Genomic DNA, 19011 nt, shown 5'->3' with positions numbered 1-19011 from the left:
TCCTCCGGTAACCCCGCCTCTTCCGTGCGCGTTTCCGGCAGTTCCGGCTGCCGGGAACGCGCACATGCGTTAGACCGGACCCATGCGGATCGTTCTCGCCGTGGTGCTCGTCGTCGCGCTCGTCGGCGTCGCCGGGTGGGCGCTGCAACGACGCCTGATCTACCTGCCCGACAGCTCCACTCCCCCGTCCGCCGCGACCGTCCTGCCCGGTGCGGAGGACGTCGTGCTCACCACCTCCGACGGTCTCGCGCTCGACGCCTGGTTCGTGCCCGGTCGCGCTCCCGACGGCCCCGGAGCCGGCTTCACGGTTCTCCTCGCTCCCGGTAACGGCGGCAACCGACTCGGCCGCGTCGACACCGCCGCCGACCTCGCCGCGGCGGGTTTCTCGACGCTCCTGTTCGACTACCGCGGGTACGGCGGCAATCCCGGCGCCCCCACCGAGGAGGGTCTCGCCGCCGACGCCCGCGCGGCCCTCGAGCATCTCCGTTCACGCGACGACGTCGACCCCGCCCGGGTGCTGTACTTCGGGGAGAGCCTCGGCTGCGCCGTGGTCACCGCGCTCGCCGTCGACGAACCTCCCGCCGGGATGCTGCTGCGCTCGCCGTTCACCGATCTCGCCGCCGTGGCCCGGCACCACTATCCCTTCGTGCCCGCCGCACTGTTGAAGGACGAGTTCCCCGTCGCCGAACTCGTCGGCCACATCGACGTGCCGATCACGGTCGTCTACGGCACCGCCGACAGCATCGTCCCGCCGGCCCAGAGCTCGGCAGTCGCCGATGCCGCCCGATGGCTGCACGAGCGGGTCGAGCTCGACGGTCTCGAACACAACGATCCGCCGATGTTCGGCGCGCCCGTGGTGGACGCACTGATCCGGCTCAGAGCAGGCCTGTGAGCCTGGCGGAGCCGTCGACGAGGAATCTCACCAGATCGGGATCGGGTTGCACCTTCGCGGCCGACCCGTGCAGGTACAGGCCGCCGACGACGAAGGACGACGAGTCGCGGATCGGGACGGCCAGCGCCGCCCTGCCCAGCCGGGTCTCCTGGCACTCCTTCGCGTAACCGGACGAGATGATGTCGCGCAGCTCCCGCGCCAGCGACTCGCGCTCGCACATCGTGAACTCGGTGAGCCGGCGAAACTCGGCATCCGGAGCCGCCCCCGGCACGTGTGCCAGCATCAGCTTGCCGATGGCATTGGCGTGCAACGACTTCGACAGCGTGGTGATGGCGACGATCTCGTGGTCCGGATCCTGGTCGACGAAGCGGAGCCGGCTCCCGGCGAAGGACGCGACGTGCAATCCGAAACGCGTGCACCCCCGCAGGTCCTCCATCACGTCGTGGAGCGACTCGGACGGGGTGGATTCCGCTGCGGCCTGGGCGAGTTCGGCGGTGCGACGACCGAGCGCGAAACCCGACAGGTCGGGGACACGCACGAGATAGCCGTCCGCGACGAGCAGGTTCAGCATCCGGTAGGCGGTGGCGGGAGGCACTCCGGCGAACGTGGCGATCTCCTTGGCGGTGGTGCCGGGACCGAGCTGTGCGACGGCCTCGAGCATCCCCAGCGCCTTCTGCACGGCGTGGGGTTGTCGTCCTCCGAAAGTAGTCTCGGAGGACCGGATCGGCACGTGGGCGGTCACATCCGCTCCTCCTGTATGCCCCCCGTGACGATCCGCGGCCGCCCGTGCTCGTCGAGGACCAGTGTCCCCGCACCCGGCAGCAGATCCGAGGTCTCGACGGTGTCGAATGCTCCGATCGTCGCGAGGCTCTGCGGGCGGAGCCGGCGCAGCACCGCGCGCCAGACGGGTCCCGACACCAGGAGCGCGACGAGCGCCACCGGCACGACGAGCAGCGAGTGCGTGACCCCGTCGACGGCCGTGGCCACCAGCAGACCACCACCGAGCAACGCGACGAACACCGCCGCGACCCGCGTCCACGTGGTGTCCTCACCGATGCGGTGCAGGAACCGCAGGGATGCCACCGCGACCAGCGTGTACGCCGCGACCAGCGCGACCTCGACGACACCGTCGAAGACGGACGAATCCGCTTCCGCCACCAGGGTGTACAGGACGGCACCCGCGACACTCACCGCGACGAACGTCGTCACCGCGAGGTAGGGGGTGCGCAGGGTGCCGTGTACGCGGGCCAGAGCGGACGGCAGCACCCGTTCGACACCCATCGAGTACAGGAGCCTCGAGCCTGCCTGTGCGCAGCCGAGTGTCGACGCGAACCACGAGCACGCCATGCCCGTCTTCACGGCGAGCACGACCGCCCACGACGCACCGGAGTCGACACCGTCGAAATACGCTCCGATGATGAGCGATCCACGCCCGGTCAGCGAGGCGACGGCCGTGAAGACGAACAGCGCCCCGACGACGAGAGGGGTGATCAGCACCGTCCGGCTGACCGTGACGAGCGGCCGACGGGCCTCGGGCCCGAAGAACGCCGCGCTCTCGAATCCGGCCATGGACAGGACGGTCATGAGCGCCAGGAAGGGCAGCAGGCTCAGCGGTGAGACCGGCAGTTCGCTTGTCGTCGTTCCGCCCGCCGGCGCGACCAGCATCGTCGCGACGATCAGTACCAGCGAACACGTTTCGACGAGCAGGATCGCGCGGGTCGCGAACCGCACGCCGCGGATCGCGATCAGGGCGACGACCCCACCGAGCACCGCCGCCGTCACCAGCCACGGTCCCGTCCCCGGAAGATTCAGTCCCACAAGCTCACCGAGATCCAATACTGTGCGTGCTCCCTGGGCCAGCACGGAGATCGAGATGCCGAGATATCCGACGATGAGCGCCGTGCCCGTCACGAGCGCCGCGCGCGTACCGAGTCCCTGGAAGACGAAACTGTAGAGCGAACCCGCCGCGGCCAGGCGTCGCGTGAACTGCGTGATGCACCATGCGACCAGCACGACGACGCCGGTCGTCGCGGCGATGGTGAGCACACCCCCGAGTCCCGGAGCGCTCACGGTCATCCACAGGGCGATGAACACCATTCCGGTTGCGGGAGCGATCGTCGACAGCGACTGCCCGATCAGATCGAGCTGGGACAACTGCCGGCGGCCGAGCGCATGCAGGGGTGAGCGCACGTGATCCCCGGTGGGTTCCGCGTCCTGCGCGCGGTCGATCGCCGCCCGGAGTGCTGACGTCACGGCCGTGGTCCTTTCACTGGATTCGTCCGGACGCTAACCCCGTTCTGTTACAGCCGCATTACCTGCGCGAACACGACGTGCCGTCCAAGTGGGAATCCGCTCGCAGAGGCGATGCGAGGTGCATCACGCCACCGCCTTCCGCGCGGACTCGGGCGAACGCAAAACCCCACGTCGCCGAGCCCCGACGTCCCTGAATTCGAAGGCTCGCGTTCTCGTTCAGGGTGTCCCCGTTCGTTTCTCCGGCGTCGCACGCCCGACTCGAGACCGCAGCAGGATGTGTCCATCCCCACCTGCGAGGGATCCGCCGGGACCTCGACGAGGTCCCGAAGCGAAACGGAAGGAGTGGTCGCACACATGCTGTGGGTGCTGATCGCATCGATCGTCGGAGGCACGCTGTTGCTCGCCGGCATCCCCAAGACCCGGGACCGCCAGGGTCTGCTGCGCACGGTGCGCGGGTACAAGCTGCTGCCTGCGCCGCTCGAGGACGCGGTGTCGTTCGCGCTGCCGTGGGCCGAGATCGTCCTCGGTGCCGCGCTCATCACCGGCATCGCCGGACGATGGGCGGCCGCAGGCGCCGCACTGCTGTTCCTGTGCTTCTTCGGCGGCCTGACGATCAACCTTCTCCGAGGCCGTCGTGACCTCGACTGCGGCTGTTTCGCATTCGGTTCCCACGACATCCCGCGGATCGGGTGGTTCCACGCGGTGCGGGCCGGTGCGTTCGTGCTCGTCTCCGCAGCCCTGGCCCTCGTTCCCGCCGGCGCACCGTCGCTCGCCGAGCACCTCCTCGCCGTCGCGCTCGCCGCACTGGTGCTGGTCGTGGTCGTCACCGCGGTGCAGTTGCGGTCGATCGTGCATCCGGGCCGACGCCCGGTCGACGACCACCTGACGAAGGCCTCGATCGAACTTCGTGCCGCCTCGCCCCTCTCGCGGTACTGACACATCCGAACGGAGAAATCTGTGAACACCTTCCTGCTGATCGCGGTCATCGTGCTGGCCGTCGCCGTCGCGGCACTGTTCCTCATGCTGCTCGCCCTCGCCCGCGAGATCGGGCGCGTGCAGGTGCGTCTCGGCCCCCTCGGCGCCCGGATGATGGACACCGGCCCGAAGATCGACCAGGTCGCTCCGAGCTTCCGCGGCCTGCAGGACCACCTCGGCCGCGAGGTCGGCGTCGGTGGCCACCGCGACAAGGCGCAGCTGCTGCTGTTCACCGCGCCGTCGTGCTCGACCTGCAAGAGCCTGCTGCCCGGCGTCAAGGCGATGGCGAAGGCGGAGAAGGACCTCGAGGTCGTCATCATCTCCGACGGCACGCCCGAGGAGCACCAGAGTTTCCTTGCCGGTTCGGGTATCGGTGCCGAGCTCAGCTACGTCGACGCCCGCGATGTGGGCATCGCCTACCAGGTGGGCACCACTCCGTACGGCGTGATCCTCGACGAGCACGGCAAGATCCAGGCCAAGGGCCTGTGCAACCACATGGCGCAGGTCGAATCCCTCCTCAACGCACTCGAATCCGGCACGCCCTCGCTGCAGCACCTGCACGAGGCAGCCAAGACTCGCGCCGCAGCCGGTCTGTGATCTGCGAGCGCCGACCGCCCCGTCGGTACGGGCAGAATCTCATCCCCTTCTCGAGATCGGAGTACGTCGTTGGACCTCAGACCCTCATCCGGGGAACCGGAGATGCACGAGAACCGATATCCGGTGGACGAAGCCACCGTCAAGGAACAAGCCGAATGGATGGCCGGCCGCGGCGGATCCTTCATCGGCCGCACCGGCCGCAGGATGTCCGAGCGGGTCTCCCGCCGTTCGGTGATCAGCAAGATCGGCCGGTGGACCATGGGTGTTTCCGGTGTGGCACTGATCAGTTCGCTGCCCGTCACCCGCACTGCGCTGGCGCAGGAGCCGCCGGCTCCGACCCCCGCCGAACCCGAACCGCTCGTTCCGGTCTACGACGGCAAGGACCCCGCCGAGTGCGAGTACTGGCGCTGGTGCAACATGGACGGCACCTCGTGCGCGGCCTGCAACGGCGGCGGTGTCACCACCTGTGCGCCGGGAAGCCGTCCCGGAGCGGAGTTCTGGGTTGGATGCTGCACGCATCCCGACACCGGTAAGACCTACCTGATCGCCTACTACGACTGCTGTGGTGCACCGTCGTGCTCGAACGCCTTCTGCGGTGAACCCGACATGCAGGCCATCATGTACAACCCGGTCTCGGGCAGCTTCGACCAGGAGATCATCTGGTGCGTGTCCGACGAATCCCAGTCGTACACCTGCACGATGGCACCGATCATCGGTGAGGACTGCCAGACCCGTCCCGCCGCACGACCGAAGGTGGGCGCCGGATCATGAAGCGCACCCAACGGGCGGTCGCCGCGACCGTCCCGCTCGCTCTCGCACTGTCCCTCGCGGCGTGCTCGAGCGACGACGACTCCTCCTCCGCGGCGGGCGAGGTCACCTACCCGACCGTCCCCTACACCACTCCCGGTGAGGGCATCTCCCTCGGTCACGACGATCAGGAGATCGGCGACACCATCCCGGAACCCGTGCATGTCTCGGAGATCCAGCCCGCGAGCGAGAACGACCTGCTTGCGGTCCTCCGGACTCCGGGCGGGCTCGAGATCGGTGTGAACGTCCTCGACCCGGTCACCGGTGTCGCGGGCAGTCGCATCGTCGTGGGTCCCGGCATCTGGGATCCGGTCATCCACGGGTTCGTCGGCGAGAGTTCCTCGGACCCAGCGGTTCTCGCCGCCGAAGTGTGGCGGCCGCGCGGTTCGCGCGGCCAGGCCGACTTCACCGTCACCACCTACTCGGGCGACCTGCTCGAGCCGGACGAGATCGAACTGCCCGACTACGCCCGCGCGCACTCGCGTCCCGGGTCCAGTGCCGTCACCTCGGACGGGAAGTACTTCGTGACGTGGGACGACGGCCTGTACGGCGTCCGCGTCGTCGATCTCGAGGCCGGCAAGGAGAGCGGCGCGCTGCAGATCATCGGGTGCGGTCCGTTCACCTGGCTCGTCGACCACAAGCTCTACAGCGTGTGCGAGGACACCCGCGAGCTGATCCAGATCTCCATCGACGATGCCGGTGTCCCCACCGAGACGGCGCGCACGAAGGTGCTGCCCGACGACTTCGTCAGCAACCGCAAGGTGACCTGGGCCGCGGACGCGAAGAAGGCACTGCTCGTCGGCGCGACCGGCGACGTCTTCGTCTTCGACTTCTCGAACGGTCTGCCGGAGGATCCCGTCGCTCCCATCGGGAACGCCGGACAGGACGGCGGCCGCTTCGCGGAGAACGCCATCAACAACACCGGCGACCGGATCGCGATCGAGTACACCGACAGCGAGATCCATCCGCACTCCGCGCGCGGTGGCGACATCGTCACGATCGAGCTGTTCGACGCGACCGGCCTCGCTCCGATCCGCACCCTCGATCTCGCGGCACTGGGGATGACGGACATCGCGTCCATGGCCTTCTCCGTGGACGGATCGATCCTGTATGTGGTCGGTTCGGGCCCCGAGGTCGACGGCGAGTCGGCCCAGCGCATCGTCGGTGTCTCGGCGAGCGACGGCACCGAGGTCAGTGCCGCCGAGGTCACCGGAACCGTCGACGACATCCGTTCGCTCCTGACCCCGCAGGTGATCCGATGACACGACCCGGTTCCGGGCTCGTGCTCGCTCGCCGACGCTTCCTCCGCCTGGGCACCCTCGGTGTCGGGGCGGTGGGGCTCGGCGCGCTCGGGTTCGGTGCCACCGCCTGCAGCTCCGGTACGTCCGGACAGCAGGCGGTGGCCACCGAGCTCGACTACATCCGTCCCACCGATCCCGAGGTGGCCGCGGCCGAGGCGGCCCGCGCCACCTCGGGAGCGACGGCAGCCTTCGCGCTCGCTGCGGGGGTGGGCGCCGTGGACCTCGGTGGGCGGATCGTGAACACGTGGACCTACGGCGGGGCCGCCGTCGCACCCGAGCTGCGGTTGTCGAAGGGCGACCGGGTGCGGGTGTCGGTGGACAACGGGCTTCCGCAGGAGACCACGCTGCACTGGCACGGCATCCGGATCCGCAACGACATGGACGGTGCGGCTCCGGTCACGCAGGAACCGATCGGCGCCGACGGTGGCCGGTTCGAATACGACTTCGTCGCACCCGATCCGGGCACCTACTGGTACCACTCGCACAGCGGACTGCAGGCCGACCGTGGTCTGTTCGGGGCTATGATCATCGAGGACCCGAACGACGCCACCGGCGCGGACGCCGACGCGGTGCTCGTGCTCGACGACTGGGTCGACGGTCTGGGCACCACCCCCGACGCGGTCCTGGCCGCGCTCAACCCGCAGGTCGCCGGGCACGGTCATGCCGGGCACGGCTCGGGGCCGGCCGAGTACACGGACGCCGATGCCTCGGTGGCGCAACAGATCACGTCGGCGGGCCACGGGGACTCCGTCCCGCTCGGCGGCATGACCCAGCACATCGCGTACCCGCTGCACCTGATCAACGGGCGTCCGCCGAACGATCCCGCCGTGGTGGAAGCCGCTGCGGGGCAACGGTTGCGTCTACGGGTCGTCAACGCGGCCGCGGAGACGCCCTACCGTTTCGCCGTGGCCGGTCATGAACTGACCATCGTCGCCGTGGACGGCTTCGACGTGCAGCCGACGACCGCTGACACCGTGATCCTCGGCATGGCGCAGCGGGTGGACGTGCTCGTCACGGTGCGTTCCGGTGCGTGGCCGATCGTGGCGAAGGTCGAGGGGCGCGACGGCTACGCGTCGACCGTGCTGCGGTCCCACGACGCGGTGCCGATGTCGAACCCCGATGTGGGATACGACATTCCGGAGCTGAACGGGCGACTCGTAACCGAGAGCGAACTGCGGCCCGCCGAATCGGTACTGCTCGAGAAGCGGGACGTCGACCGCGACTACCGCGTCGAGCTGATCCAGGCCGGCGACCGCTACGTGTGGGGCATGGCCGGCCCCGACGCCGGCCGACTGGTGATGAAGGAGGGTGAACGGATCCGGATCACGATGGTCAACTCGTCGCCGATGTGGCATCCCATGCACACCCACGGCCACACCTTCGCCGTACCGGGTTACGGCGGTCTGCGACGCGACACCGTCAACGTGCTTCCGGGGACCGAACTCGCCATCGAGTTCGACGCGGACAATCCGGGCGAGTGGATGTTCCACTGTCACAACGCCTATCACTTCGAGGCAGGAATGACCGCGAATCTGCGGTACATCCGGTGAGGACGAGATATGAAGAAGTTTCTTTCCGCGGTCGCGGGCACGACACTCGCGATGGGACTGCTGACCGGATGCGGCAGTGCGGACGCCGACGAACCCGCGGTCGTCATCGAGGTCTCCAACATGTCGTACAGCCCCGCATCGGTCACCATCGAGAAGGGCCAGACCGTGCAGTGGCACTTCGACGACTCGGGACTGCCGCACGATGTGGCGGGCGACGGACCGCTCGAAGGTGACCTGAAGAGCGAACTGCTCACCGAGGGCACCTACGAGTACACCTTCGACGAGGCCGGCACGTTCACCTACCACTGCACGCCGCACCCCGCGATGGTCGGCACGATCATCGTCGAATGATGCGGATCCGGTGGGGCTTGGCCGCGTTCGCGATGCTGGCCGCGACCTGGTGTGCCGGCTCCCCCACCGGGCCGGACGCGGAGATCGTCGTGCGCGACGTGCACTTCGCGCCGGTGGACGTGACCGTACCGGTGGGCGGCACCGTCCGGTGGACGTTCGACGACGGCGGGGTCCTGCACCACGTCGGATCGGAGGGCGAGTTCGACAGCGGCATCACCCCCGAGGGGAGCTTCGAGCACACCTTCACGACGCCGGGCGTCTACGAGTACCACTGCTCGGTCCACCGGTACATGACCGGAACCGTCACCGTGACCGGGTGACGGACAACGCCGTCCGCCGTCCGGTCGTATCCGTAAGCACCACAGCAAAGGAGCATCCCGATGACAGAAACACTCGTGCGTGAGCCTCTGGCTCACCCGCCCCTCGGAGTCGACGTACCGGAGATACGCCGACGCTCGAGAGCGCCGTCGCGAAGAAGACCCGCGGCGGCCTGATCGCCGGTGCCGCGGTGGTCGGCGCCGCCGCCGGTCTCGTCGCGGCCGCCTCGACCCCGACGGCCATGACCGCCGCGGTGATCGCCACCGGCGCGGTGACCGCACTGGCCGCCAACTGGTCGACCTGCGGTATGTCGGTGGCCGGCGTGGTCGCCGCACCGAAGCAGCCGGGACGCCGTGGGTCGTCGACCCCGATCCGCCGGCTCGGCTGGCACACCCTCGGATCGCTCGCGACGGGCATCCCCACCGGCGCGCTCTTCGGTGCGCTCGGCGCGCTCGTGACCGGCTCGGTGCCGTGGGCGTGGATGCTCGCGGCCTGGGGCGTGATCGCGCTCGGTTACGGCCTGCACGAGCTGGGCATGATCACCCTGCCGACGCCCATGCGGCGTCAGCAGCTCCCCCGCCACCTGCGGCGCACGATGGCGCCGTGGAAGGTGTCGCTGCTGTTCGGTGCGCTCATCGGCCCCGGCTTCATGATCTTCATCCGGTCCAGCGCGTACTACCTGCTGGTCCTCGGCGTGATCGCCTCGGGTTCGCCGGTGCTCGGCGCCGCGATGTTCGCAACCGTCAGCCTCGGCCGCTGCATGCCGAGCGTACTGGCCATCCTGCACACCCACCGCGGGGGTTCGATGCCCGGCTTCCTGTCGGCGATGTGCGTCGTCGACCGTCGTGTCCAGACCCTCACCGGCGGTGTCCTCATCGCCCTGGCGGCCTTCGCTCTTGCCGCACTGGTCTGATCTCCCGTGCGTGGTTCCGGTGGCCGAGGCCACCGGAACCACGCACGTGGCATGCTCTGCGCTACAGGTCCTCGACGAACGGGATGTCGAGCACCGCACGATCACTCATCCACTCGCGCAGGACCTTCGTGGCGATCACGTCGTCCTCGTTGTACTCGAGCAACCGCACACGCTGCGCCGGATCGGGCTCGCCCGCCATGCCCACGGCCTCGCGGTACCAGCTCATCGACGCCTCACCCCCGGCCTCGGCGTCACGCCAGTGATGCCCCGCGATCGGTGCGATCTTCTTCAGCCCCTTGCCGTTCGGACACACGAACTGGTCGGTGACGGCCTGGAAGATGTCGACCCACTCGTCCGAACCGATGAACGCCTTGACCTCCGCGAGCTCCGGCACACCCGGGAAGCCGTGGAACCGCCGCGCCGACGACAGCAACCACTTGTCCTCCGCCGACCGCGAATAGCAGTAGGCCGCAAAAGTCTTCCCGCGACGTTCGGCCGCGCGCCGCTGGTCCGACAGCCAGCGCCAGAACTCGGCGAACGAGCGTGCCTCGTCGTCGGTCGGCACGGGCTCCCACGTCGCGAACGGGATGTACTCGGAGGACGATCTCGAATTGAGCAGCGTGCCCCACAGATAGGCGCCGTGCTCGTGGTAGCTCTCCATGTCGATGTCGACCTCGACGTCGGCGCGGTGGACGTGCACGTGCCGGTAGCGACGCACGAGCGGCGCACCGGCGATCCACGCCCGCGCCGTGACGATCGCGTCCTCGAACGAACCCTGCGGCCACGCTTCCGGTTCCCCGCCCTCCCACCGGGCGAGGCCGTCGATGGTGTGCACCTCGAGTTCGCGCAGCACGGCGGCACGTTGCCCCGGCGCGACGAGCGACACATCCCGGGTGACGGTGAGTTCGGCGCGGCAGCGGTCCCACCACGGGCAGGTCTTGCACTCGCCGATCTGCGACGGCGCCGTCGGAGTGAGACCCCGCGCGATCTCGAGTCGGTCCGCCAGGCGGGCGTCGTAGTCGTCGAGGATCTGGTCGAGATCGTGCACGAGGATGCAGTCGCCGCCGTAGCCGATCGCGCCGGCGACCTTCGCGGGGCTCGCAAGTCCGTGACGTTCGAGCATCCGGTACAGGTGCGCGAGGCGCATCTGGTCGCGCACCTGACTGCGCACCTTGCGGGTCTCGTCGACAGCGGGTGCCCACGCGAACAGATCGGTGGTGAGCGCGCCGTGTCCGGGATCGGTGACCTTGTGGTTGACGACGATCACCGGGATGTAGCCGCCGTGTTCGGCGTCGCGCAGCAGGATCTCCGAGCGGCCGCGGCGTCCGGTGTCGGGTTCGCTCGGCAGCACCGCACCCCAGATGCGGTCGGCGCCCGCGCGGCAAGCGTCGAGTGTGCGCTCGGCGCGCTGCGACATCGGTCCTTCGGGGGCGACGAGCACCCACCCGTCCGGGTCGGCGTCGAACAGCGTCTGGCGGATCGCCTCGCGATGCGCAGCCGCCGCCTCCTGGCGTTGCCGCGCACCCGGATTCTCGGGTGCATCTGCGAGTTCGTCGGGGAAGGTGGCGTCGAGATAGACCCGGTGGCGGCACCTCGTCAGCGCAGCGGCCTCGAGGGAGACGGCTGTGCGCTGTGACACTCCGCGTCGGGGCCGCGGTAGTTCTCCGGTTGCGTCCACGACATTCCAGGGTATTCCCTGCACAGGCGACGGCTCGCAGCAGCACCGTCACGTTAGGCTGACGCGGGGCGCCGGAGCGTCGTGTCGTACCGAATGGAGGGTGCTGTTCGATGGGGTTGTTCACACGGAAGCGTCGCGCGACTCGCAGGGCGGAAGCGAAGGCGCTGAGGACCAAGGCGAAGATCGAGGCCAGACTGGTCGCGAAGAATCGGCTCGAGAACGACCGGCGGGCAGCGAAGGCCAAGGCGAAGATCGACAAGAAACTCGCGAAGTCGCAGGTCAAGCTCGACCAGGAACTCGCGAGGTCGCAAGCCAAGGTCGAGAAGGAACAGATCGCGACCCTCAAGGCACAGAAGAAGGCCGCCGAGAACCAGGGGCTCACCGCGGCGAAGGTGCGCCGTTATCTCGGCGTCGCGCGTCTGCTCGCGCCGGTGCTCGTCCCGATCGTCTACCAGGCCGTGACGGCGCTGCGCGGTCAGCTCGACTCGCGTCGCGCGCAGCAGCTCGGGGTGCCGATCGAGGAACTGGGTTCGTTCACCGGTCACGGTGCCCGGCTCAGTGCCCGCATCGCGGGTGCGGAGCAGTCGCTCGCGAAGGTCGAGCAGCGCAGCCCCAAGGACGCGGAGACGCAGAAGTTCGCCACCGCGACCCGCGAACGCCTCACCGATCTGACCGCCGCCGTGCAGACGGCCGAGCAGATGCCGGCCGCGCGCCGGAAGTCGGCACACGCGGCGATCTCGTCGGAACTCGACGGCATCGAAGCGGATCTGCTCGCGCGCCTCGGCGTGCGCTGACGCGGCCTGCACATCAGGAACGAGCACGACCGACAGTGACCAGGTATCCGACCGTTCTCGGCACCACCGCGGGCATCGCCACCGCGGTGCTGGCGGTGGCCGCCCACGGCGCCGCCGGCGGTGGTGTGCCGACGGGACCGGTCGCGGTACTGCTGGTCGCGGTCGCGGCGATCGTCGGGATCCTCGGCGCGCACCAGCCGTCGCTGTCCCCGCTCGTGCTCCTCGCCGGTGGGCAGGCGGCCACGCACGTCGCGCTCACCGTGCTGGTGCCCGGTCACGAACATCTGTCGGTGTCCATGCTGGGCGCCCACATACTCGCCGTCGCCGTGTGCGCGGTGCTGCTCACCGCCGCGGCCCACGTGTACGCGGCGTGCGGCACCGCGCTGCGGGTCGTGCTGCTGCGCGGCCCCCGGGTCNCCCGCCGTGCTCGCCCCGACCTCGTCGACCGACCGGCTCGTGTGGGGACGTGCACCCCCGGCCATCTCGCGGAGAGGACCACCGCTCGCCACGGCTGCGCTGTGACGATCGATCCTCCAACCACGAGAAAGACCCATACATGTTCGAGTTCTCCCGTCGCGCCCTCGTGGGCGCGACAGCAACCGCTGCGCTGATGGTCGCGGGCGCCGGCATCGCTTCGGCCCACGTCACCGTCGTCGCACCCGGAGCCGAGCAGGGCGGTTACACCGTCCTGACCTTCCGGGTCCCCACCGAGTCCGAGACCGCCGGCACGACCGCCCTCACCGTCGAGCTTCCGGGGCTGCGCTCGGCGCGCACCGAGCCGCTGCCCGGCTGGACGGCGACCGTCGAGAAGGATCCCGAGTCGCAGCTCGCGACCTCCGTGACGTGGACCGCCGAACCGGACGTGCAGGTCGGGCCGGGACAGTTCCAGCAGTTCGTCCTGTCCGTCGGGCCGCTGCCCGAGGAGGACGAGATCGCCTTCCCCGCGATCCAGACCTACAGCGACGGCGAGGTCGTGGCGTGGGACGAGATCACGACCGGCGACGAGGAACCCGAACGTCCTGCCCCCAGCCTGACCCTCGCGGCGAGCAGCGGCGACGGGCACGGCGGCAGTGGTGACGCGCACGCCACCGAGACCGAGCAGACCGCCGGCGCGTCGGAGGACACCACCGACAGCACCGCGCGGTGGCTCGGCGGTATCGGCCTGGTGCTCGGTGCGCTCGGCGCCGCACTCGGCCTCGGCGCCGTGATCCGGGGGCGGCGGGCATGAAGCGCATCCTCGTTCTCCTCACCGCGTTGATCGCGGCGCTGACCCTGTCCGTCGGTTCCGCAGCCGCCCACTCGGTGGTGCTGTCGAGCTCGCCCGAGGACGGCGAGCAGATCGCCGAGGCACCCGATCGGGTGACCGTGACGTTCAACGAGAACCTGCAGGAGCAGTTCGCGGCTCTGACCGTCGTCGGGCCGGACGGCAACCTGTGGTCGAAGAGCGACCCGATCATCGAGGGTGCGAACGCATCCGTCGAACTAGACGGTCTCGGCCCCGTGGGCGAGTACACGATCGCCTACCGGGTGACCTCCGCCGACGGACATCCCGTCAGCGGAACCCGCACCTTCACGCTCACCCAGGAGGGAACCGGCACGCCCGGTGAAGCGGCGTCCGGTGACACCGCGACCGGCGAGACCGGCGCGGAGTCGGGCGAGAGCGACAGCAGCGGACCTGCCATGTGGTGGTTCGTCGTCGCAGGTGTCGTCGTGGTCGCCGCAGGTCTCGCCTTCGCGCTGCGCAAGCCGAAGGCCTGACCCGCATGATCCCGGAACGCCGGCAGTGGCTCGTCGTGGCCGCTGCCGGCGTTGCCTTCGGAACCGTCGCGGGCATCGCCGTGGCCGGTTCCCTCGCCCTGCCCGCCCCCTCGAGTTCGGTGCGGGCGATCGAGCTGTGTGTCGGCTCGACCGTGCTCGGACTCGCGGTCCTGGCCGTGATGGTGCAGCGGCAACGCCGTCCCGCGGTTTCCTCCGACACGCTGTGGCGGACGATCGCCACGCTCGGCGGTGTCTGGCTCGTGCTCGCGAGCATCGACCTCGCCTGGGCCGCGTCCACCGCGGCCGATGTTCCCGCCGCGGACCTGGACGTGGGGCGGTTCGGGCAGTTCGTCGGCACCACCACGGGACGCGTGGATGCGGCGGCATGGGTGTGCATCGCCGCGATCGTCGTCGTCGCCGCTGTGGCGTACCGCCGGTCGGCGGCGTGGTCCACCCTGCCGGTGCTCGTCGCCGCGGCGCTCGCGTTGATCGCCCGGCCAGTCACCGGCCACATGGCGCAGCAACCGCTGGGGTCGCTGTTCAACGCCGTGCATGTGCTCGCGGCCGCGGTGTGGTTCGGGGTGCTCGTGGCGCTGGCCGTCACCGTGCGGGGCCGCGGAGCGTGGGCGGAACTGCTGCCGCGCTACTCGCAGCTGGCCCTGCGGTGCGTGGTGGCGTTGGTGATCACGGGCGTGGTCGACGCGGCGGTACGGCTCGGCTCGGTCTCCGCACTGCTGGGCACCGGCTACGGACGCGTCGTGCTCGCGAAGGCAATCGTGCTGTGCGCCCTGCTGGGGCTCGCGTGGAACTGGCGGCGCAACTGGCTCCCCGCTGCCGCGTCCCACCGTCTCCCGGAGGAGGAGTCGCTGCGCAACGCCGTCCTCGAGGTGTGCGCGATGTCGGTGGCGCTCGGGCTCGCGGCCGGATTGGCGACCACCGGCTGAGCCGTCACAACGTGGCCGCTCGTTCCAGGTCCTGCACGAACGAGCGGAACATGTCGTCGCGCTGCGATTTCGCCCGCAACACCGCCGACGGGTGCACGGTGACGACCACCGCCGGATCGCACGACCCGCACAGCTCCTCGGGCAGGTGCAGGACCTCCCCGCGGTGCTGTGTGAGCTTGAAGTCCTTACCGAGCAGCGACTGCGCGGCCGTGGCTCCGAGGCACACCACCACGTCGGGGCGGACGGCGTCGAGTTCGGCCTCGAGCCACGGCCGGCACGCCGCGACCTGCCCACCCGACGGTTTCTTGTGGATGCGTCTGCGGCCGTTGGCGGACCGGTCGAAGCGGAAATGCTTGACGGCGTTGGTCACGTACACCGTCCCGCGATCGATGCCCGCGCGTTCGAGGGCCTTGTCGAACAGGTGCCCCGCGGGCCCGACGAACGGTTCTCCCGCGAGGTCCTCCTCGTTGCCCGGTTGTTCGCCGACGAAGAGCATGCGTGCGTCGCGCACCCCTGCCCCGAAGACCGTCCGCTCGGCGGCCTTGTAGAGATCGCATCCCCGGCATCCCGCGGACGCGGCGGCGAGTTCGGCGAGGTCGCGGCTGTCGGGTACGTACTCCTGTGCGCCGGGATAGGTCACCATGGCTGTCGCATACCCGGCTTCACCGCGGTTGCACCAGTCGCTCGATCCAGGCGCGGCTGTCGGCGGGGTCGATGACGTCGTCGAGTTCGAAGCTCGTCGCCGCTTGCAGGGCCTTGCCCTGCTGGTAGGCGAGGGCGACGAGCCGGCCGAACAACTCCTCGCGCTCGCGGGGTGTCTCCGCGGCGTCGAGTTCCTTGCGGAATCCGAGACGCACGGCCCCTTCGAGTCCCATTCCGCCGATCTCCCCCGTCGGCCACGCGACGGTGAATTCGGGTGCGTGGAAAGATCCGCCGGCCATCGCCATCGCGCCGAGGCCGTAGCCCTTGCGGAGGATGATCATGCCGAACGGGACCGTCAGGCGTGCGCCGGCGACGAAGAAGCGCCCGAAGCGGCGCACGGTGGCGTCCTTCTCCGATTCCGGTCCGACCATGAATCCCGGTGTGTCGCACAGACTCACCACGGGCAGCCGGTGCGATTCGCACAGTTCCAGGAAGTCCGCGGCCTTGTCGGCGGCCTCGGCATCGATCGCCCCACCGAGGTGGGCGCTGCTGTTGGCGAGCACGCCGTAGGAGGCGCCTTCGACGCGCATCAGGGCGGTGACGATGCCGACGCCGTAGTCCGGGCGCAGTTCGAGCACCGATCCGAGGTCGGCGATCGCGTCGATCGCCGACCGCACGTCGTAGGCGCGGAAACGGTTCTCCGGCACCACATGTCGCGCGAGACGCGGGTCTGGTGCCTGCCGGTCCTCGTGCGGCGCGGTGAAGTACGCGAGATATCGCCGGGCGACGTCCACGGCGTGCGCCTCGTCGCGCGCCGCGACGTGCACGACGCCGTTGCGGCGTTGCACGTCGATCGGCCCGATGTCCTCGGGGCGGTGCACGCCGAGTCCTCCGCCCTCGATCATCGCGGGGCCGCCCATGCCGATGTTGGCGTCGGGGGTCGCGATGAGCACGTCGCACACCCCGGCGAGCGCGGCGTTGCCCGCGAAGCAGCGGCCGGAGACGACCGCGACGGTGGGCACGCGTCCGCGCAGCGACGCCATCGAGCGGAAGGTGGGCAGGTCGAGGCCCGCACCGGAACCGGCGTCGACGTCCCCGGGTCGCCCGCCACCACCCTCGGCGAACAGCACGAGCGGCACCCGCCGCCGGGCGGCGAGTTCGAGCAGCCGATCGGTCTTGCGGTGGTTGTTGCGGCCCTGGGTACCTGCGAGGACGGTGTAGTCGTAGGACATCACGACCACCTCGGCCCCGCCGATCCGTGCGGTGCCGCCGACAAGTCCGTCCGCCGGGGTGTTCGCGATCAGGTCCTCCTCGCTGCGGCGGCCGCGCTGGGCGGCGAGGACGAGCGGTCCGTATTCGACGAAGCTACCGTCATCGACGAGGTCGGCGATGTTCTCGCGCGCCGTGCGCCGGCCCCGCCCGTGCCGCTTCGCCACGATCTCGGGCCGCGCCGCATCGGTGGTGACCTCGTGCCTGCGGCGGATCTCGTCGAGGTCGGCACGGTCGGCGTCGAGGTCGGCCGCGGCGATGTCGTCCGTCGCGGTGTCCGTGTCGAGCACGCGGACCACCGCGAGCACGGTGCCCGGCTCGACGGTGCGTCCCGGCTCGACGAGCACACGTTCGACCACGGCACTGCCCGGTGCCCGGATCTCGTGCTGCATCTTCATCGCATCGAGCACGGCGAGCGGCGCACCGGCCGGAACGGTGTCGCCCGCGCGAGCGATCTCCACGACCGTGCCGACCATCTCGGCGTGCACCGCCTGTTCGTCGGCGCGCAGATCCGTGTACTCCACCGGTGCGGTCGGGACGGTGTCGACGAAATCCACGAGCCGCTCCCCCAGCCACGTGGTGCGGACATCGCCGGACCGGAACTCCTTGTCGTCCAGTATCTTCTGCAGGAGGTCGCGGTTGGTGCCGACACCGTCGACGATGAACTCGCCGAGTGCCGTCGACGCCTTGCGCAGCACGGCCGCGCGATCGCCGGAACGCACGTACGCGACGACCTTGGCGAGCAGCGAGTCGTAACGTCCGGTCACCTCGAGGCCGGGCCGGCCGTGGGTGTCGACGCGGATGCCCGGTCCGGTGGGTGGCGTGAACGCGGTGAGCGTCCCGGCTGTGGGCAGGGCGATCCCGTCGGGGCGCGGCGTCTCGGCGTTGACGCGCACCTGCACCGCGATGCCCTGCGCCGCCGCAGGACGTCCGTCGATCTTCTTGCCGTCGAAAGTGATTCCTTTCGGGAGACCGAGTTCGTCGAATCCCGTCCCGCGAGCGATCGCGAGCTGGGTCGCCACGAGGTCGACGCCGGTCACCTCCTCGGTGACGGTGTGCTCCACCTGGATCCGGGGGTTGACCTCGAGGAACACGAAACCGTCGTCGTGGACGAGGAATTCGACGGTGGACAGCCCGTGGCACCCGACCTGCCCGATCAGCCGGACCGCCGCGCCGTGCAGCGCCTCCCGCAGGGCGTCGGGCAGGTCGGGCGCGGGTGCGATCTCCACGAGCTTCTGGTGCCGGCGCTGCACGCTGCAGTCGCGATCGCCCAACGCCACCGCGCGGGTACCCGACCCCGACTCGGCGGCCACGACCTGCACCTCGACGTGGCGGGCACGCTCGACGAGCGCCTCGGCGTACAGCCGGTCGTCGTCGAAGGCGGCGTGTGCTTCGGCGGCGGCGAGCCGGAGCGCCTCGTCGAGATCGGCAGCATCGCGGACCACGCGCATGCCGCGACCGCCACCACCCGACAGTGCCTTGACGACGATCCCGCCCGGACGGTCGCGCAGGAAGGCCCGCACGGACTCCGGATCCGTCGTCTCGACGGCAGCGGTCACCGGGATGCCGAGTTCCTCCGCCACCGAGCGGGCGGCCCGCTTGTCGCCGAGGACGCGCAGTGCTTCCGGGGACGGCCCGACGAAGGTGAGTCCGGCGTCCGCACAGGCCTGCGCGAAGGCGGCGTTCTCGCTGAGGAATCCGTAACCGGGATGCACGAGCGTGCATCCGGTCGCTCGGGCGACCCCGATGATCGCCCCGGGGTCGAGATAGGCCGAGGGACCGGACTCCGGTAGGGCCTCGGCTCGCGTGGCGGCGCGGACGTGCGGAGCGTCGGCGTCGTCCGCGGCGTGGACGGCGACGGTGTCGAGTCCGAGGTCCCCGGCCGTGCGGACGACACGCAACGCGATCTCACCCCGGTTGGCTACGAGCAACATCGACGATCCTTCCCTCGGCAGCGGTTGTATCAACT

Annotated in this window: 17 protein-coding genes and 1 pseudogene; 13 read left to right on the top strand and 5 right to left on the bottom strand. The window is 69.9% G+C overall.

Features of this window, described 5'->3' with window-relative positions; all coding sequences use genetic code 11:
- The first annotated feature begins 82 nt into the window (after positions 1-82).
- Complete coding sequence (locus QR64_RS01005; RefSeq protein ID WP_024102640.1) at positions 83-892, top strand: alpha/beta hydrolase; 810 nt, start codon at positions 83-85, stop codon at positions 890-892.
- Here QR64_RS01005 and QR64_RS01000 read toward each other — a convergent pair.
- Together QR64_RS01000 and QR64_RS00995 are read right to left on the bottom strand one after the other, a co-directional pair.
- Positions 876-1634: an IclR family transcriptional regulator gene (locus QR64_RS01000; RefSeq protein WP_039583626.1), complete on the bottom strand. Its 759-nt coding sequence runs from the start codon at positions 1632-1634 to the stop codon at positions 876-878. The two genes, QR64_RS01005 and QR64_RS01000, sit on opposite strands and share 17 nt — an antisense overlap.
- Positions 1631-3145 carry an APC family permease gene (locus QR64_RS00995; RefSeq protein WP_024102638.1) on the bottom strand — a complete coding sequence of 505 codons (1515 nt, stop codon included), beginning with the start codon at positions 3143-3145 and terminating at the stop codon, positions 1631-1633. The genes QR64_RS01000 and QR64_RS00995 overlap by 4 nt, the downstream gene beginning before the upstream one ends.
- 354 nt (positions 3146-3499) lie before the next feature.
- On the opposite strand from QR64_RS00995, the gene QR64_RS00990 reads away from it, so the two are divergent.
- The 8 genes and pseudogenes from QR64_RS00990 to QR64_RS00955 all read left to right on the top strand — a co-directional run bounded on the left by QR64_RS00990 (position 3500) and on the right by QR64_RS00955 (position 9957).
- Positions 3500-4081, top strand: coding sequence for a MauE/DoxX family redox-associated membrane protein (locus tag QR64_RS00990; protein ID WP_039583653.1), 582 nt, complete (start codon positions 3500-3502; stop codon positions 4079-4081).
- Positions 4082-4102: 21 nt separating this feature from the next.
- Positions 4103-4717, top strand: a complete 615-nt coding sequence (locus QR64_RS00985; protein ID WP_006553384.1) for a redoxin domain-containing protein — start codon at positions 4103-4105, stop codon at positions 4715-4717.
- Between the two features lie 102 nt (positions 4718-4819).
- Positions 4820-5488, top strand: a complete 669-nt coding sequence (locus QR64_RS00980) for a methylamine dehydrogenase light chain (protein WP_033097867.1) — start codon at positions 4820-4822, stop codon at positions 5486-5488.
- Complete coding sequence (locus tag QR64_RS00975; protein WP_006553382.1) at positions 5485-6786, top strand: hypothetical protein; 1302 nt, start codon at positions 5485-5487, stop codon at positions 6784-6786. The genes QR64_RS00980 and QR64_RS00975 overlap by 4 nt, the downstream gene beginning before the upstream one ends.
- Positions 6783-8375, top strand: coding sequence for a multicopper oxidase family protein (locus QR64_RS00970; protein ID WP_033097868.1), 1593 nt, complete (start codon positions 6783-6785; stop codon positions 8373-8375). Before QR64_RS00975 ends, QR64_RS00970 begins: the two co-directional genes overlap by 4 nt.
- Positions 8376-8384: 9 nt before the next feature.
- Positions 8385-8726, top strand: a complete 342-nt coding sequence (locus QR64_RS00965; RefSeq protein WP_006553380.1) for a plastocyanin/azurin family copper-binding protein — start codon at positions 8385-8387, stop codon at positions 8724-8726.
- Positions 8723-9046 (top strand): cupredoxin domain-containing protein, encoded by a 324-nt coding sequence (locus tag QR64_RS00960; RefSeq protein WP_006553379.1) that lies wholly within the window; start codon positions 8723-8725, stop codon positions 9044-9046. The genes QR64_RS00965 and QR64_RS00960 overlap by 4 nt, the downstream gene beginning before the upstream one ends.
- Before the next feature lie 60 nt (positions 9047-9106).
- Positions 9107-9957, top strand: a pseudogene (locus tag QR64_RS00955) (methylamine utilization protein).
- A 61-nt stretch (positions 9958-10018) separates the two neighbouring features.
- On the opposite strand, the gene QR64_RS00950 reads toward QR64_RS00955, so the two are convergent.
- On the bottom strand, positions 10019-11596 hold the full coding sequence (locus QR64_RS00950) for a TM0106 family RecB-like putative nuclease (RefSeq protein WP_033097870.1): 1578 nt from the start codon (positions 11594-11596) through the stop codon (positions 10019-10021).
- Between the two features lie 149 nt (positions 11597-11745).
- Between QR64_RS00950 and QR64_RS00945 the strand changes: the two genes are divergently transcribed.
- The 4 genes from QR64_RS00945 to QR64_RS00925 all read left to right on the top strand — a co-directional run bounded on the left by QR64_RS00945 (position 11746) and on the right by QR64_RS00925 (position 15131).
- Positions 11746-12429, top strand: a complete 684-nt coding sequence (locus QR64_RS00945; protein ID WP_039583625.1) for a DUF6474 family protein — start codon at positions 11746-11748, stop codon at positions 12427-12429.
- 556 nt (positions 12430-12985) lie between these two features.
- Positions 12986-13657, top strand: a complete 672-nt coding sequence (locus QR64_RS00935; RefSeq protein WP_006553374.1) for a YcnI family protein — start codon at positions 12986-12988, stop codon at positions 13655-13657.
- Positions 13654-14187: a copper resistance protein CopC gene (locus QR64_RS00930; protein WP_039583624.1), complete on the top strand. Its 534-nt coding sequence runs from the start codon at positions 13654-13656 to the stop codon at positions 14185-14187. The genes QR64_RS00935 and QR64_RS00930 overlap by 4 nt, the downstream gene beginning before the upstream one ends.
- Positions 14188-14192: 5 nt before the next feature.
- On the top strand, positions 14193-15131 hold the full coding sequence (locus QR64_RS00925; RefSeq protein ID WP_006553372.1) for a copper resistance D family protein: 939 nt from the start codon (positions 14193-14195) through the stop codon (positions 15129-15131).
- Between the two features lie 4 nt (positions 15132-15135).
- On the opposite strand, the gene QR64_RS00920 is transcribed toward QR64_RS00925, so the two are convergent.
- Both QR64_RS00920 and QR64_RS00915 read right to left on the bottom strand, forming a co-directional pair.
- The gene (locus QR64_RS00920) at positions 15136-15774 is read right to left on the bottom strand and encodes a UdgX family uracil-DNA binding protein (RefSeq protein ID WP_006553371.1); all 639 of its coding nucleotides are present in this window, start codon (positions 15772-15774) and stop codon (positions 15136-15138) included.
- Between the two features lie 19 nt (positions 15775-15793).
- Positions 15794-18976 carry an acetyl-CoA carboxylase family protein gene (locus QR64_RS00915; RefSeq protein ID WP_039583621.1) on the bottom strand — a complete coding sequence of 1061 codons (3183 nt, stop codon included), beginning with the start codon at positions 18974-18976 and terminating at the stop codon, positions 15794-15796.
- Positions 18977-19011: the final 35 nt, after the last annotated feature.

The sequence above is a fragment of the Rhodococcus sp. Chr-9 genome, assembly GCF_000801125.1.
In the GTDB taxonomy this organism is placed as follows: Bacteria; Actinomycetota; Actinomycetes; order Mycobacteriales; family Mycobacteriaceae; genus Rhodococcus; species Rhodococcus pyridinivorans.
Note: the sequence above shows the minus strand (reverse complement) of the source record. Positions and strands in the feature narration are given on the sequence as shown.

What these genes read in the sequence shown, in the direction of transcription:
- QR64_RS00930 (WP_039583624.1), top strand. Translation starts at nt 13,654, where the DNA reads ATGAAGCGCATCCTCGTTCTCCTCACCGCGTTGATCGCGGCGCTGACC.
- QR64_RS00980 (WP_033097867.1), top strand. Translation starts at nt 4,820, where the DNA reads ATGCACGAGAACCGATATCCGGTGGACGAAGCCACCGTCAAGGAACAA.
- QR64_RS00970 (WP_033097868.1), top strand. Translation starts at nt 6,783, where the DNA reads ATGACACGACCCGGTTCCGGGCTCGTGCTCGCTCGCCGACGCTTCCTC.
- QR64_RS00920 (WP_006553371.1), bottom strand. Translation starts at nt 15,774, where the DNA reads ATGGTGACCTATCCCGGCGCACAGGAGTACGTACCCGACAGCCGCGAC.
- QR64_RS00990 (WP_039583653.1), top strand. Translation starts at nt 3,500, where the DNA reads ATGCTGTGGGTGCTGATCGCATCGATCGTCGGAGGCACGCTGTTGCTC.
- QR64_RS00960 (WP_006553379.1), top strand. Translation starts at nt 8,723, where the DNA reads ATGATGCGGATCCGGTGGGGCTTGGCCGCGTTCGCGATGCTGGCCGCG.
- QR64_RS00975 (WP_006553382.1), top strand. Translation starts at nt 5,485, where the DNA reads ATGAAGCGCACCCAACGGGCGGTCGCCGCGACCGTCCCGCTCGCTCTC.
- QR64_RS00945 (WP_039583625.1), top strand. Translation starts at nt 11,746, where the DNA reads ATGGGGTTGTTCACACGGAAGCGTCGCGCGACTCGCAGGGCGGAAGCG.
- QR64_RS01005 (WP_024102640.1), top strand. Translation starts at nt 83, where the DNA reads ATGCGGATCGTTCTCGCCGTGGTGCTCGTCGTCGCGCTCGTCGGCGTC.
- QR64_RS00915 (WP_039583621.1), bottom strand. Translation starts at nt 18,976, where the DNA reads ATGTTGCTCGTAGCCAACCGGGGTGAGATCGCGTTGCGTGTCGTCCGC.
- QR64_RS00925 (WP_006553372.1), top strand. Translation starts at nt 14,193, where the DNA reads ATGATCCCGGAACGCCGGCAGTGGCTCGTCGTGGCCGCTGCCGGCGTT.
- QR64_RS00935 (WP_006553374.1), top strand. Translation starts at nt 12,986, where the DNA reads ATGTTCGAGTTCTCCCGTCGCGCCCTCGTGGGCGCGACAGCAACCGCT.
- QR64_RS00965 (WP_006553380.1), top strand. Translation starts at nt 8,385, where the DNA reads ATGAAGAAGTTTCTTTCCGCGGTCGCGGGCACGACACTCGCGATGGGA.